14 protein-coding genes are annotated in these 13,507 nt (G+C 65.7%); 10 read left to right on the plus strand and 4 right to left on the minus strand.

The genetic code is table 11. The features are described from left to right. The first annotated feature begins 8 nt into the window (after positions 1–8). The 9 genes from cobA to I6L39_RS11130 all read left to right on the plus strand — a co-directional run bounded on the left by cobA (position 9) and on the right by I6L39_RS11130 (position 10,192). Positions 9–767, plus strand: a complete 759-nt coding sequence (gene cobA / locus I6L39_RS11090; RefSeq protein WP_210557458.1) for a uroporphyrinogen-III C-methyltransferase — start codon at positions 9–11, stop codon at positions 765–767. Positions 768–892: 125 nt separating this feature from the next. After that, on the plus strand, positions 893–1,477 hold the full coding sequence (locus tag I6L39_RS11095) for an ANTAR domain-containing response regulator (RefSeq protein WP_160837605.1): 585 nt from the start codon (positions 893–895) through the stop codon (positions 1,475–1,477). Positions 1,478–1,825: 348 nt separating this feature from the next. Then, positions 1,826–3,181: a CmpA/NrtA family ABC transporter substrate-binding protein gene (locus tag I6L39_RS11100; RefSeq protein WP_160837607.1), complete on the plus strand. Its 1,356-nt coding sequence runs from the start codon at positions 1,826–1,828 to the stop codon at positions 3,179–3,181. A 14-nt stretch (positions 3,182–3,195) separates the two neighbouring features. Further along, the gene (locus tag I6L39_RS11105; protein WP_216989679.1) at positions 3,196–4,155 is read left to right on the plus strand and encodes an ABC transporter permease; all 960 of its coding nucleotides are present in this window, start codon (positions 3,196–3,198) and stop codon (positions 4,153–4,155) included. A gap of 111 nt (positions 4,156–4,266) precedes the next feature. Further along, positions 4,267–5,088 (plus strand): ABC transporter ATP-binding protein, encoded by an 822-nt coding sequence (locus tag I6L39_RS11110; RefSeq protein WP_216989680.1) that lies wholly within the window; start codon positions 4,267–4,269, stop codon positions 5,086–5,088. A gap of 26 nt (positions 5,089–5,114) precedes the next feature. Further along, positions 5,115–7,697 (plus strand): nitrite reductase large subunit NirB, encoded by a 2,583-nt coding sequence (nirB, locus tag I6L39_RS11115; protein ID WP_216989681.1) that lies wholly within the window; start codon positions 5,115–5,117, stop codon positions 7,695–7,697. Next, on the plus strand, positions 7,694–8,053 hold the full coding sequence (gene nirD / locus I6L39_RS11120) for a nitrite reductase small subunit NirD (protein ID WP_216989682.1): 360 nt from the start codon (positions 7,694–7,696) through the stop codon (positions 8,051–8,053). Before nirB ends, nirD begins: the two co-directional genes overlap by 4 nt. A gap of 145 nt (positions 8,054–8,198) precedes the next feature. Then, positions 8,199–9,290, plus strand: coding sequence for a PfkB family carbohydrate kinase (locus I6L39_RS11125; protein WP_216989683.1), 1,092 nt, complete (start codon positions 8,199–8,201; stop codon positions 9,288–9,290). Then, the gene (locus I6L39_RS11130; RefSeq protein WP_216989684.1) at positions 9,284–10,192 is read left to right on the plus strand and encodes a pseudouridine-5'-phosphate glycosidase; all 909 of its coding nucleotides are present in this window, start codon (positions 9,284–9,286) and stop codon (positions 10,190–10,192) included. The genes I6L39_RS11125 and I6L39_RS11130 overlap by 7 nt, the downstream gene beginning before the upstream one ends. 72 nt (positions 10,193–10,264) lie before the next feature. Here the strand turns inward: I6L39_RS11130 and I6L39_RS11135 are convergent, their stop codons facing one another. Then, positions 10,265–10,990, minus strand: a complete 726-nt coding sequence (locus I6L39_RS11135) for a carbonic anhydrase (RefSeq protein WP_042079148.1) — start codon at positions 10,988–10,990, stop codon at positions 10,265–10,267. A 451-nt stretch (positions 10,991–11,441) separates the two neighbouring features. Between I6L39_RS11135 and I6L39_RS11140 the strand changes: the two genes are divergently transcribed. Continuing rightward, entirely contained in the window at positions 11,442–11,576 is a 135-nt protein-coding gene (locus I6L39_RS11140) for a DNA/RNA non-specific endonuclease (protein ID WP_244462966.1), read from the plus strand. 43 nt (positions 11,577–11,619) lie between these two features. On the opposite strand, the gene I6L39_RS11145 is transcribed toward I6L39_RS11140, so the two are convergent. Genes I6L39_RS11145 through I6L39_RS11155 form a run of 3 tightly spaced genes read right to left on the minus strand, consistent with a single transcriptional unit; the run spans position 11,620 to position 13,374 of the window. After that, positions 11,620–11,835, minus strand: a complete 216-nt coding sequence (locus I6L39_RS11145; protein ID WP_042079149.1) for a hypothetical protein — start codon at positions 11,833–11,835, stop codon at positions 11,620–11,622. Positions 11,836–11,880: 45 nt separating this feature from the next. Further along, on the minus strand, positions 11,881–12,963 hold the full coding sequence (locus tag I6L39_RS11150) for a methyltransferase (protein ID WP_216989685.1): 1,083 nt from the start codon (positions 12,961–12,963) through the stop codon (positions 11,881–11,883). Between the two features lie 18 nt (positions 12,964–12,981). Then, positions 12,982–13,374, minus strand: a complete 393-nt coding sequence (locus tag I6L39_RS11155) for a hypothetical protein (protein WP_042079152.1) — start codon at positions 13,372–13,374, stop codon at positions 12,982–12,984. Positions 13,375–13,507 lie beyond the last annotated feature (133 nt).

The raw sequence follows: 13,507 nt of genomic DNA on the forward strand, positions 1-13,507 counted from the left end.
AGCCTGAGATGAGCCAAATCAGTCTGGTGGGAGCGGGCCCCGGCCCCCTCGAATTGTTGACCCTGCGCGCCCTGCAACGCATCGAGGCGGCGGAGGTGGTGGTCTATGACCGCCTGGTGGGGAGCGAGATCCTGGCCCGCATTCCCCAGGGGGCGGCCCGCTTCGACGTGGGTAAGCGCTGCGGCGAGCCGAGCCCGACCCAGGAGGAGATCAACGCCCTGCTGCTGGCCCTGGCCCGCACCGGCAAGCGGGTGGTGCGCCTCAAGGGGGGGGATCCCCTGGTGTTCGGCCGTGGCGGCGAGGAGGCGCTGCACCTGGCCCGGCACGGCATCGCCGCCGAGCTGGTGCCGGGGATCACGGCGGCCCTGGGGTGCGCCGCCAGCACCTTCATCCCCCTGACCCACAGGGGACTGGCCCGCTCCCTGACCCTGGTGACGGGGCACCTGATGGACGAGCGCGACTATCAGGGCTGGCAGGGGCTGACCCGGGCCGGCCACACCCTGGTGTTCTACATGGGGCTGGAGCGGGCGGCCCAGATCCGGCAGGGGCTGCTGGCGGCGGGGGCCTCACTGGATGTGCCGGTGGCCCTGGTGGTGGCCGGGTGCAGCGCCCGCCAGCAGGTGCACGAGACCACGCTGGACGGGCTGGCGCAGGCCGCGCTGGCCCTGCTCGGCCAGAGCCCGGTGCTGATCATCGTGGGGGAGGTGGTGCGCCTGCGCGCCGAGCTGCAAGGTCTGCTGACGGAGGCGCTGGATCGGGTCGCCTGAGCCGATATCCACCCTCTACCCCCACTACCTCCTGATAGATAAAAAGGAGGTAGATTCAAAGAGTTGGCCTTCATGTTGCGGCATTGGCAGCAGACAAGTTGCGATAGCCGTTGGCAAGGAGCGCCATGACTACTCTTTCCACCCGGGGTCAGGACGGCCCCGCTTCCCGCCTGCTGATCCACGCCGATGATCCCGGTCAGGCCAATCGGCTGGCCCTGCTGGTCAGCCACTACGGTCATCAGCCCAGGATCCTCGATACCCGCCAGTTGCTGACCCCGATGGAGCAGGGGGACGCCCTGCTCGTCAGCTGCCGACAGTTCGGCGCCGAGGTGCGCCTCGGCCTCTCCCTCTGGCCCGGCCTGCCGCGCCTCTTGTTCTGCGAGCGGCTGGGGGGAGACACCCAGCTCGCCCTGTTGCGGCAGGGTGTGCTATTGGTGCCCCACCCTTGCGGCGAGCGGGAGCCGGTGGAGCAGTGGCTGCGCCTGGCCCGCAGCCAGCTCGCCATGGTGCAGGCCCTGATGCAGACCGAGAGCGAGCTGCGCCAGAAGCTGGAGGAGAGGCGGCTCGTCGAGCAGGCCAAGGGGCGGCTGATGCGCCATCAGGGGTTGGACGAGGAACAGGCCTATCGCCTGATGCGCAGCACCGCCATGAGCCGTCACCTGAGCCTGGGGGAGCTGGCGCGGCAGCTGTTGCTGGCATTGCCCGCCTGAGCGTCCTGGTGGCCAACCGTTTTGGTGCAACTGCGCCTAATTGAGGCAAATTGGGGGTGGCGAGGGCGGGATTGGAGGGGCGAAAGCCCGTCTGGCGGGCACTGGCAGAGCTGGCACGGAAAGTGAATAACCGAATACACGATAGCAAGTGAAGAGACAGCGGACAGGGAAGGGCCATCCGGCCATTCCTCCGCAACAGGGCAAAGAAGCCCCACCGATCCCGGATCGGTGGGGCTTTTTTTTGGTCGCGACTCGCCTTTCGGGTCGCAGCGCTGCAACGAGGTGGCGCTGCAACCCCCAGGAGCGTGGCGTGGCCGCCGGGAAGAGTGAACCGAGTGAGGGACTGGAATGAACGGACGACAAGGATGTGCGGGGCTGCTGCTGGCGGCGCTGTCGCTGCCGGTGCTGGCACTGGGAGCCCCGGAGCAGGAGGAGCTCAGGCTCGGCTTCATCAAGCTGACTGACATGGCACCGCTGGCGGTGGCCTACGAGCGGGGCTATTTCGAGGACGAGGGACTCTACGTCACCCTGGAGGCCCAGGCGAACTGGAAGATCCTGCTGGATCGGGTGATCGACGGCGAGCTGGACGGCGCCCAGATGCTGGCGGGTCAGCCCCTGGCGGCCCACATCGGCATTGGCACCCAGGCCGAGCTGGTGACGGCCTTCGCCATGGATCTCAACGGCAACGCCATCACTGTGGCCAACAGCGTCTGGGCCGCCATGGCGCCCCAGCTGCCCAGACCGCAGGCGGGCCAGGTGCCGCCGCCGGTGAGCGCCGCCGCCCTCAAGCCTGTGGTGGCGGATTACCGCCAGGCGGGCAAGCCCTTCAACATGGGGATGGTGTTCCCCGTCTCCCCCCACAACTACGAGCTCAGGTACTGGCTGGCCGCAGGCGGCCTGCACCCCGGCTTCTATGCGCCCACACTCGGCGACAACTCGGGCCAGCGCCAGGCGGACGTGCTGCTGTCGGTGACACCGCCGCCCCAGATGCCCGCCACCCTGGAGGCGGGCACCATCGCCGGCTACAGCGTGGGGGAGCCCTGGAACCAGCAGGCGGTCGCCAGGGGCATAGGGGTGCCCGTCATCACGGATCACGAGATCTGGCGCAACAACCCGGAGAAGGTGTTCGGCGTCACCCGGCAGTGGGCCGAGCGCCACCCCAACACCCATGTCCGGCTGGTGAAGGCGCTGCTGCGGGCGGCCTGGTGGCTGGATGCACAGCAGAACGGCAACCGGCGCGAGGCGGCCAGGATGCTGGCCAAACCCGAGTACGTGGGGGCCGACGAGGCGGTGATCGCGAGCTCCATGACCGGCACCTTCGAGTACGGCAAGGGGGACAAGCGCCAGGTGCCGGATTTCAACGTCTTCTTCCGCCACCACGCCACCTATCCCTACTACTCGGACGCCATCTGGTACCTGACCCAGATGCGGCGCTGGGGCCAGATCCCCGAGGCCAAGCCGGACGCCTGGTTCGAGCAGGTGGCCAAGGCGGTCTATCAACCGGGCGTCTATCGCCAGGCCGCCGAGGCCCTCATCGCCGAGGGCAAGCTCAAGGCCACCGACTTCCCCGACTTTGCCAGCGAGCAGGGCTATCGCGGCCCCCAGGATGGCTTCATCGACGGCCTCATCTATGACGGCCGCCACCCCAACGCCTATCTGCAGCAGTTCGCCATCGGCCTCAAGGGCGATGAGCGGGTGCAATGAGCAAGGAGAGCGCAATGAAACGACACACGTGGCCCCTCATCCATTTGAAAGCCGTCAACTGGAAAGTCATGGTGCAGCCCCTGCTCGGCGTGCTGCTCTTCCTCGGCCTCTGGCAGTGGGGGGCGAGCCAGGTGCAGACCAGTCTGGGCACCCTGCCCGGACCGCTCGCCACCGCCAGCCAGCTCTGGTCCCTCGGGCAGGAGCATCTGCAGGAGCGGGAGAAGGCGGCGGCCTTCCTCGAGCGCCAGCAGGCGCGCAATGCGGCAAGGCTGGCGGAGGATCCGGCGGCCGAGGTGAAGCTGCGCCCCTACACCGGGCGCCCCACCTTCTTCGATCAGATAGCCACCAGCCTGCTCACCGTGCTGTGCGGCTTTGGCCTCGCGACCCTGATCGCCATCCCGTGCGGGGTGCTGCTCGGCATGAACCAGGGGCTCTATCGCGCCGCCAACCCGGTGATCCAGCTGCTCAAGCCGGTGTCGCCGCTGGCCTGGCTGCCCCTCATCACGCTAGTGGTGAGCGCCCTCTACGCCAGCCCCACCCCCTGGCTCGCCAAGTCCTTCCTCACCTCGGCCCTGACGGTGACCCTCTGCTCCCTCTGGCCGACCCTGATCAACACGGCGGTGGGGGTGGCGGGGCTGGACCGGGATCTGCACAACGTCAGCCGGGTGCTGCGCCTGTCGTTCCTGACCCATGTGCGGCGCATCGTGCTGCCCGGCGCCCTGCCCATGATCTTCACCGGCCTGCGCCTGTCGCTGGGGGTGGCCTGGATGGTGCTGATCGCGGCGGAGATGCTGGCCCAGAACCCGGGGCTCGGCAAGTTCGTGTGGGACGAGTTCCAGAGCGGCGGTTCGTCCTCCCTGGCCCGTATCATGGTGGCGGTGATCACCATAGGCCTCATCGGCTGTGCCCTGGACAGGGGCATGCTGGCCCTGCAGCAGTGGTTGTCCTGGGACAAGCGCCAGGTATTGCGCTAGGAGCGCCCGCGGGCAACCGAGGCAGCACAGGCCCTGCAGCAGTGGTCCTGCTTCAGGACAAGCGCCAGGTGCTGCGTTAACCACATTCCTATTCAGGCAGGAGAAGAGCCAATGAAGAGTTATCTGGAGATAAGCGATCTCGGCATCTCGTTCGAGACGGAGCAGGGGCGCTTCGAGGCCTTGAGCCGGGTCAACCTGCGCATCGAGAAGGGGGAGTTCGTCTCCCTCATCGGTCACTCGGGCTGCGGCAAGAGCACAGTCCTCAACCTGGTGGCCGGGCTGCTGGAGCCGACCCTGGGGGGCATCATCCTCGATGGCCGCGAGGTGGCGGGCCCCGGGCCCGAGCGGGCCATGGTGTTCCAGAACCACGCCCTGCTGCCCTGGCTCAGCGTCCAGCAGAACGTGGCGCTGGCGGTGGCCCAGGTGGAGTCTGACAAGCGGGCGGTGGCGGAGCGGGTGGACTACTACCTCTCCCTGGTGCAGATGGATCACGCCAGCCAGAAGATGCCCCACGAGCTGTCGGGGGGGATGAAGCAGCGGGTCGGCATCGCCCGCGCGCTCTCGCTCTCCCCCAAGGTGCTGCTGATGGACGAACCGTTCGGCGCCCTCGATGCCCTGACCCGGGCCCATCTGCAGGATGCTCTGATGGCGATCCAGGCGGAGCTTGGCAACACCGTCATCATGATCACCCACGATGTGGACGAGGCGGTGCTGCTCTCCGATCGCATCGTCATGATGACCAATGGCCCCAGCGCCACGGTCGGGGAGATCCTGACCGTCGACCTGCCAAGGCCCAGGGACAGGGTTGCCCTGGCGGACGATCCCCACTACCACAAGCTGCGCCAGCAGGTGCTGCGCTTCCTCTACGAGAAGCAGCGCAAGGTGACCCCCCTCAAGGCAGCCGGGCAGGTGCGCAGCAAGCTGCGCGCCTGAGCCCGCCGGATTCAAGGAAGAGAGACATGACTGACAAAGAGATACAGTGGGTGACAGGGGACGGCATGGACCTGCCCGGTCGCCAGAACAGCGGTTCCGCCGACAAGACCGACAAGCAACGGCTGCTGGTGGTGGGCAACGGCATGGTGGGTCACCACTTCGTCGAACAGCTGGTGGCGGCCGGTGGCCTGAGCCGGTTCGAGGTGACGGTATTTGGCGCCGAGCCGGACGCCGCCTACGACAGGGTGCACCTCTCCGAGGTATTCGGCGGCAAGGCGCCCCAGGCCCTGCGCATGGCGGATCCCGCCTGGTATGAAGAGCACGGCATAACGCTGCGACTGGGGGCCGAGGTGGAGGTGCTCGACCGGGCCGCCCGCACCCTGACCCTGGCCTGTGGCGAGCAGTTCCCTTACGAGCGCCTGGTGCTGGCGACCGGCTCGGTCCCCTTCGTGCCCCCCATCCCCGGCCATCAGCGGGAGGGGTGCTTCGTCTATCGCACCCTGGGAGATCTCGCCGCCATCCGCGATGCCTGCGCCCAGGCCCGCAGCGGCGTGGTGATCGGTGGCGGCTTGCTCGGGCTGGAGGCGGCCAACGCCCTGCGCCTGCTCGGCCTCAAGACCCAGGTGGTGGAGTTCGCCCCCAGGCTGATGCCGGTGCAGCTCGACGAGAGCGGCGGCGCCGTGCTGCGGGACAAGATCCAGGCCCTCGGGGTCGAGGTGCTGGTGGAGAAGGCCACCGAGTGCATAGAGCAGGGGGAGCAGGCCCGTCATCGACTGCGTTTCAAGGACGGCACTCACATTGAGACCGACGTGCTGCTGTTCTCCGCCGGTATTCGACCCGCCGACGCCCTGGCCCGGCAATCCGGGCTGGTGGTCGGGGAGCGCGGTGGCATCTGCATCGACGACGGCTGCCACAGTTCGGATCCCGCCATCCTCGCCATCGGCGAGTGCGCGCTCTGGCAGGGGCGCATCTTCGGGCTGGTGGCCCCCGGCTACCAGATGGCCCGGGCCGCCGTGGCCAGCCTGTGCGGCGGCGAGAGCCGCTTTATCGGGGCCGACATGTCCACCAAGCTCAAGCTGATGGGGGTGGACGTGGGCTCCATCGGCGACGCCCACGCCGCCACCGCCGGCGCCCAGGAGCTGCTGCTGCTGGACAGGGTCAAGGGCATCTACAAGAAGCTGGTGACCGACGGCGAGGGCAATCGCCTGCTCGGCGCCATCCTGGTGGGGGACGGGGCCGACTATGAGCGGCTGCTGCAGTACTACCAGAACGGGGTGGCGCTGCCCCAGCCGCCGCTCTCCCTGCTGGTGGGGGAGGTCGGGGCCGTCCCCGCGCCCCTGGTGCTGCCGGACAGCGCCATCCTCTGCTCCTGCCACAACGTCAGCAAGGGGGACGTGGTGGCCGCTATTCGGGCGGGCAATCACGAGCTGGCGGCGGTGAAGAGCTGTACCAAAGCGGGCACGGGCTGCGGCGGTTGCAGCAACCTGCTCAAGCAGGTGGTGGATCAGACCCTGGCAGACCTTGGCGTCGAGGCGGACAAGGGGCTGTGCGAGCACTTCGCCTACGGCCGTCAGGAGCTCTATCACCTGGCCCGGGTGGGCGAGCTGAAGAGCTTCGAGGCGCTGCGCGACAAACACGGCCAGGGGCTGGGGTGCGACATCTGCAAGCCGACGGTGGCCTCCATCCTGGCGTCCCTCTGGAACGAGCACGTGCTGGAGAAGCCCCACCGCGCGTTGCAGGATACCAACGACGCCTTCCTCGCGAACCTGCAAAAGGACGGCACCTATTCGGTGGTGCCGCGCATCCCGGGGGGGGAGATCACCCCGGAGGGGCTCATCACCATCGGCGAGGTGGCGCGCAAGTACGGCCTCTACACCAAGATCACCGGCGGCCAGCGCATCGATCTGTTCGGCGCCCGGGTCGACCAGCTGCCCGCCATCTGGGGCGAGCTGGTGGCGGCGGGCTTCGAGACCGGCCAGGCCTACGGCAAGTCGGTGCGCACCGTGAAGTCCTGCGTGGGCTCCACCTGGTGTCGCTACGGGGTGCAGGACTCCATGACCCTGACCCAGACCCTGGAGCATCGCTACAAGGGGCTGCGGGCCCCTCACAAGCTGAAGTTTGCGGTCTCCGGCTGCACCCGGGAGTGCGCCGAGGCCCAGAGCAAGGACATCGGCGTCATCGCCACCGAGCGGGGCTGGAACCTCTATGTGTGTGGCAACGGCGGCATGCGGCCGCGCCACGCCGACCTGTTCGCCACGGATCTCGACGAGCAGACCCTGATCCGCTACATCGATCGGCTGCTGATGTTCTACGTGCGCACCGGGGATCGGCTGCAACGCACCTCGGTCTGGATGGAGAGCATGGAGGGGGGGCTCGACTACCTAAAGTCGGTGATCATCGAGGACAAGCTCGGCATCGGCGCCGAGCTGGAGGCCATGATGGAGGGGATCGTCGGCACCTGGCAGTGCGAGTGGAAGAGCACATTGGCGGATCCGGACAAGCTCAAGCTGTTCGAGGCCTTCGTCAACCGGCCCGAGGACGAGACGCCGCCGCGCCGTGAGGAGCGGGGGCAATGGGTGCCGGATATCGCTATCAAGGAGGTGGTATGAGCGACATAAAAGAAGAGACCTTGCAGTCAGCGACCGGGGCCTGGCATCGGGTATGCGAGCTGGCGGCGCTGCCGGAGCAGGCCGGGCGCAGCGCCTGGCTGGAGGGGCGGGTACTGGCGCTGTTTCGCCTCGGGGAGCATGTCTATGCCCTGGACGGGGTGGACCCCCTGGCCGGCGTTGCCGTGCTGGGGCGCGGCCTGGTGGGGGATGCCGGTGGGGAACCCGTGGTCGCCTCGCCCCTCTACAAGCAGCGCTACGCCCTGATGGACGGTCGCTGCCTGGACGATCCGGCCCTGAGTGTCGCCTGCTGGCCGGTGCGGCTGGAGGGAAACGAGGTCTGGGTACAGCTGGGGTGAGTGGCATCAACTGAAAACCGTTTTTCTATCGCCGGGCCCTGCCCGGTGATTTTTTGTGCGCGACCCGACATTTCTTGCACGCAATCGTGGCGGGAAAACGTTTCTCGATGATAATGGACAAACGTTTGTAACTGGATGTTTGTCTATGACGGAACGTGAGCAAGAGATCCTCGCCCTGCTGCGCCAGGACCCCATGATTGCCCAGCAGGAGCTGGCGGACAGGCTCGGCATCAGTCGCTCGGCGCTGGCGAGCCATATCTCCAGCCTGATGCGCCAGGGCTATGTGCAGGGGCGCGGCTATGTGCTGCGAGAAGGCCCCTATGCCGTGGTGATCGGCGGCGCCAACATGGATATCTGCGGCAGCAGCCACGACAACCTGCGCATCGGCGACTCCAACCCGGGCCGGGTGCGCACCTCGGCCGGCGGGGTGGGGCGCAACATCGCCGAGAACCTGGCGCGCCTCGGTACCGACACCCGGCTGCTGACCGCGGTGGGCAACGATCAATACGGCCACCACCTGCTGGAGGTGAGCCAGCGCGCCGGCGTCGACGTGCGCCAGGTGCTGGTGCTGGAGGGGCAGGCGACCTCCTGCTACCTCAGCCTGCACGATGGCAGCGGCGAGATGAGCTGCGCCGTCAACGACATGGGGATCATCGAGCAGCTCACCCCGGCCCGGCTTGCCCCCCTGAGCGGCTTCCTCGGCGCGGCCCGGCTCTGGGTGCTCGACACCAACCTCGCCACCCACACCCTGGACTGGCTGTTCGAGCGCCAGGGCGAGCACATCATCTTCGTCGACACCGTCTCTGTCGCCAAGGTGGAGAAGATCCGCCCCTGGCTGCACCGCATCCACACCCTCAAACCCAATCGCACCGAGGCGGAGCAGCTGTGCGGTTTCCGTATCGCCGGGCCCGACACCTGGCCCATGGCGGCGGCCTGGTTCCACCGCGCCGGGGTGCAGCGGCTCTTCCTGAGCCTCGGCGATCAGGGGATCTTCTATAGCGACGGGGCGTGCCAGGGCCATCTGCCCGTGCTCGGCAGCCCGGTCGTCAATGTGACCGGCGGCGGCGATGCCTTCATGGCAGGGTTGGCCCACGCCTGGTTGCAGGAGCAGGACATAGTCGAGACGACCCGGTTCGCCCTCGGCTGCGCCGCCCTCACCGTCAATTGTTCCGATACCGTCTTTTCCGGCCTATCCAAGGCCGCCGTTGAACGCATGCTGGAGGAGTACCCATGTTGAACGCTTACCTCGATATCCAACCTGAAGTTGCCGCCGCGCTGGCTGCCGGCAAGCCGGTGGTGGCCCTGGAGTCCACCATCATCTCCCACGGCATGCCCTATCCGCAGAACGTGGAGACGGCGCGCCAGGTGGAGCAGGTGGTGCGCGACAACGGCGCCGTGCCGGCCACCATCGCCATCATCGATGGCCGCCTCAAGGTGGGCCTGGATGCGGGAGCCCTGGAGGCGCTGGGCAAGGCCGGGCACGCCGCCATCAAGTGCAGCCGCCGTGACATCCCCTTCGTGCTGGCGAACAAGGGGATGGGGGCCACCACGGTGGCGTCCACCATGATAGTGGCCGCCATGGCCGGGATCCGGGTGTTCGCCACCGGCGGCATCGGCGGCGTGCACCGCGGTGCCCAGGAGAGCTTCGACATCTCCGCTGACCTGCAGGAGTTTGCCCAGACCCCGGTGGCCGTGGTCTGCGCCGGCGCCAAGTCCATCCTCGACATCGGCCTGACCCTGGAGTACCTGGAGACCCAGGGGGTGCCGGTCATCGGCTACCAGACCGAGGAGCTGCCCGCCTTCTACACCCGGGAGAGCGGCTTCAAGGTGGATTACCGCCTCGACACCCCGGCGGCGATCGCCGAGGCGCTGCGCCTGAAGTGGGAGCTGGGGCTGGCGGGCGGCGCCGTGGTGGCGAACCCCATCCCGGCCCAGTTTGCGATGCCGAAGGCGGACATAGACGCGGCCATCGAGCAGGCGCTGCGGGAAGCGGACGAGCAGGGGGTCAAGGGCAAGGCCTCCACCCCCTTCCTGCTGGCCCGCGTCTGCGAGCTGACCGGTGGCAACTCCCTGGCGGCCAACATCCAGCTGGTGTTGAACAACGCCGCGCTGGGGGCACGCATCGCTGCCAGCTTGTAAACACCTTTGCGGAAGATGCAAAAGAGGGCCGATAGGCCCTCTTTTTATTGCGCAAATCGGTGACATACAACCTTATTGCAGCACCAGTCGCCCGTTGAGGGGCTGGACGGGTCTGTTGTTGGGATGGTGCATCACCGCCTTGAAGGCGTCGATCTGCGCCTGACTCACCTGCACCGGCTCCTTCATCACCAGCCAGCGCACCCCTTCCGAGCAGGGCGGGGTGGTCAGCGACCCGCTGAAGCGGTAGTAGTCGTGCTGGGCGGGCAGCAGTGCCTCTGCCGAGACCCCTTCCTTGAGCTCGTGACTCTCCCCCGCCTTGGCTGGCAGCGCCTGCCAGGCCTGGCTCAGGGCGGCATTGGCCCAGCCCGGTTCGAACATCACGGCGACCACCGCCAGCTCCCCCTTGGCGTTGGCGTGGACCAGGTGACCCTCCAGGGGGTAGGACCTGCCCTCGATGAGGTTTTCGCTGGGGGCGTGGAAGTGGAACTGCTTGAGCTCGAAGCGCATGCCGTCGAGTTCCAGGGCGCTCCCGGGGGCATAGTTGACCTGCACCGTGTGGCCGTTGTTGACCAGCGTCTTGCCACCCGTCCGGTAGTGGAACTGCAGGGGCGCCAGTTCGGCCTCCACCAGGCCTGCGAGGTTGACCGGCGACTGGTTGCTGCCCGCACACTGGCCATATTCCGGGGTCAGGCTGGCCCATTTCGCCGGACCGGCTTCACCGCTGTATCCCCAGTGCGTCGTGGCGGCGAAGGCGGCGGGGCAGAGCAGCAGGGCGGTGGCCAACAGGGACTTTCTCATCATGCATCCTTATCTTGATTGAAAAGCACGGCCATTTCTTGCCTTCACACAAGAAGGCATCATCAATGGCATTGTCTGAATACGGGGTACCAAGGATCAGACCCGGTTATTTGTTATGGAAGGCTGGTTGTTATGTTGCATTTTTGGCGTGAAATGAATGGGCTCAAATATTTCATCTGGCAAGGTGGCGTATTAATTCATGGGAAGTATGTCGATGAATTAATAACGCCTGCCCGTGGTGGTGAATCGCCTTTCATGCCGTTCCAAATAAATAACGGGCTGATTCTAGAGTCGTTCTGATTGACCCCTTTGATCTTGAACAAACAAGCACGCACTATTTCCCGGCGTCGACGATGCCACCCCCACACCTCTCCCGACGTAAGAAGCAGTCCTCTGTTGCCGGGGCAGGCATGCCCATGACAGCGATGGGCCGGGCCTGTCCCAGCAGAAGGTGTCGGCCAGCCGGCTGGCGGACTGCAGGGTGACGGTGGATGCGGTGGAGGAGCAGACCGGGCTCGACTTCTTCGCCACGCTGCCGGACGGACAGGAAGAGACCATGGAGTTCCGGCTGATGGCCATGTGGTGATTCCGAATCACAGATAACGCAACAGGGGCCTGGGCCCCTGTTGTCATTTGCTTATCTCGTCACCCACTTTCTTGACGGTATCCCGGGTACCATGGCCTATCTCTCGGGCCACATCCCGGGTGGTGTGGCCAATCTCGCGGGTCACGTCTCTGGTGGTATGGCCCACGGTTCTGCCCGCCTCCTTGATGTGGGTGCAGCCGGTCGTCACCGCCCCCAGGGCCAGCCCGAGCACCAGCCATATCCGGCCATTGCGCATCATGGGTCGCTCCTTTCCTGATGTATGCCATCCATTATCGATGGGCCATTATGGCCGCGCAGGCAGAGGTTGGGCAACCAGCAGGGTATGACCCGGGCCCGGGATCTCGTGCTCGGCCTCCACGTGGAAGCCGGCCTCACGCAGGCACTGGTACATCTGCTTGGAGTGATAGAAGCGGCTGTTGCCGTTGGCGATGGCGGTGAAGTAGAGGGAGGTGGCGTTGAGACAGAAACTGGCGGCCTCGAAACTCTGCCTGTCCCAGAAGAGCTCCAGAATGCAGACCCTGGCTCCCGGTTTCATGTGCTGACGAATGCGCTTGAGGATGGTGACGATCTGCTCGTGGCTGAAACAGTCGAGGAACTGGCTCATCCACCAGATGTCGGCCTCCCCGGGTAGGTGGCCTTCGGCCTCCAGCATGTTGACCCCGTGACCACGGACCCGGTCTGCCAGACCCGCAGCCTCTATCCTGGGCCGGGCCAGGGCGAGCTGCTCCGGCAGATCCAGAATGGTGACACTGAGCTCAGGATCCCTGGCCGCACAGGAGAGAGCCCACTTGCCCGTGTTGCCCCCGACGTCATAGAGGCAGCGTGGCGCGTAGTTCAGCACATGATCCTGCGCCTGCTGGAATGCCCAGTCGGAGTAGAAGTGATCGAAGGAGAACCAGCTGGCGCGGGCAGGTTCAGGCAACTCATCCAGATGGGGGTAGATGGTCTCCCAATCGGGGCTGAACACCTTGAGCCCCTCCGGCCTGCCCTCGCGAATGGCATCCAGCAGCTGGGCCAGCGGCTGGTAACAGACGTGCTGGGTGAAGTCCATGTTGACCCGGGTCATGGGGTCGTTTAGCAGGTACTTGCCCACCTTGCCGAGCACATAGTGCTCTCCGGCCAGATGACAGACACCGCCACCCAGCCCCATGTCCAGCAGCACCGCCACCGCATATTCGCTGAGCCCGCAGTGGCTGGCGATGTCGGCCGTGGTGGCCCCCGTCTTGCCTCGGCTCTCCAGATAGGCGAGCACCCCGGTTTCCCGCAAGCACCAGCTCGCCTGAAACAGCATGGGGGCGAAGGCGATGCGCTGAGCCTGGCTGATGGCATCGAGGGCGTTGTATTGCTCACACTGGTAGTGTTTCAATGGCGGTCCTGTCTCTGGTTATTGGGTGCCGGCGCGGGACAGCTCGATCTGGATGGCCTGATTCAGCCCCAGGATCCAGCGATTATAACTGCGGTGGATGGCACCTTTGCCATCGTCATCCAGATTGATGCTGCTGACATAATTGATAGAGTAATCACGAGCAGTATAAGGAATATTGATCACCGCCTGATGCTGGCGCACGTTCAATTGACCGCGAATAACACCTGGCTGTTCTTTTTTCATCACCCAGCCCTTGCTGATACCACCGTTGATGATGGCATTACCAACCTGTTCTTCGCTCAAATTGAAATTCACCTGGTTGGCAGGAAGATTCTGTATCGGCTTGCTGGTGGAGCAGGCGACGAGCAGGAATGCGCCGAGTACCAACCCCGATTTTGTGATCCAATTCATTATTATTCTCCGGTGCTAAATGCAATAAGCCAGGCAATGAGACATCATTGTCATGATATTTTCAATAAAATATGGTCTGATGCAATAAGTGATATGTGAGGGGATCTACTTTTTTAAAAAATAATGTTACCAT

Origin of the sequence: Aeromonas sp. FDAARGOS 1409 (genome assembly GCF_019048705.1) — a bacterium.
GTDB lineage: Bacteria > Pseudomonadota > Gammaproteobacteria > Enterobacterales > Aeromonadaceae > Aeromonas > Aeromonas sanarellii.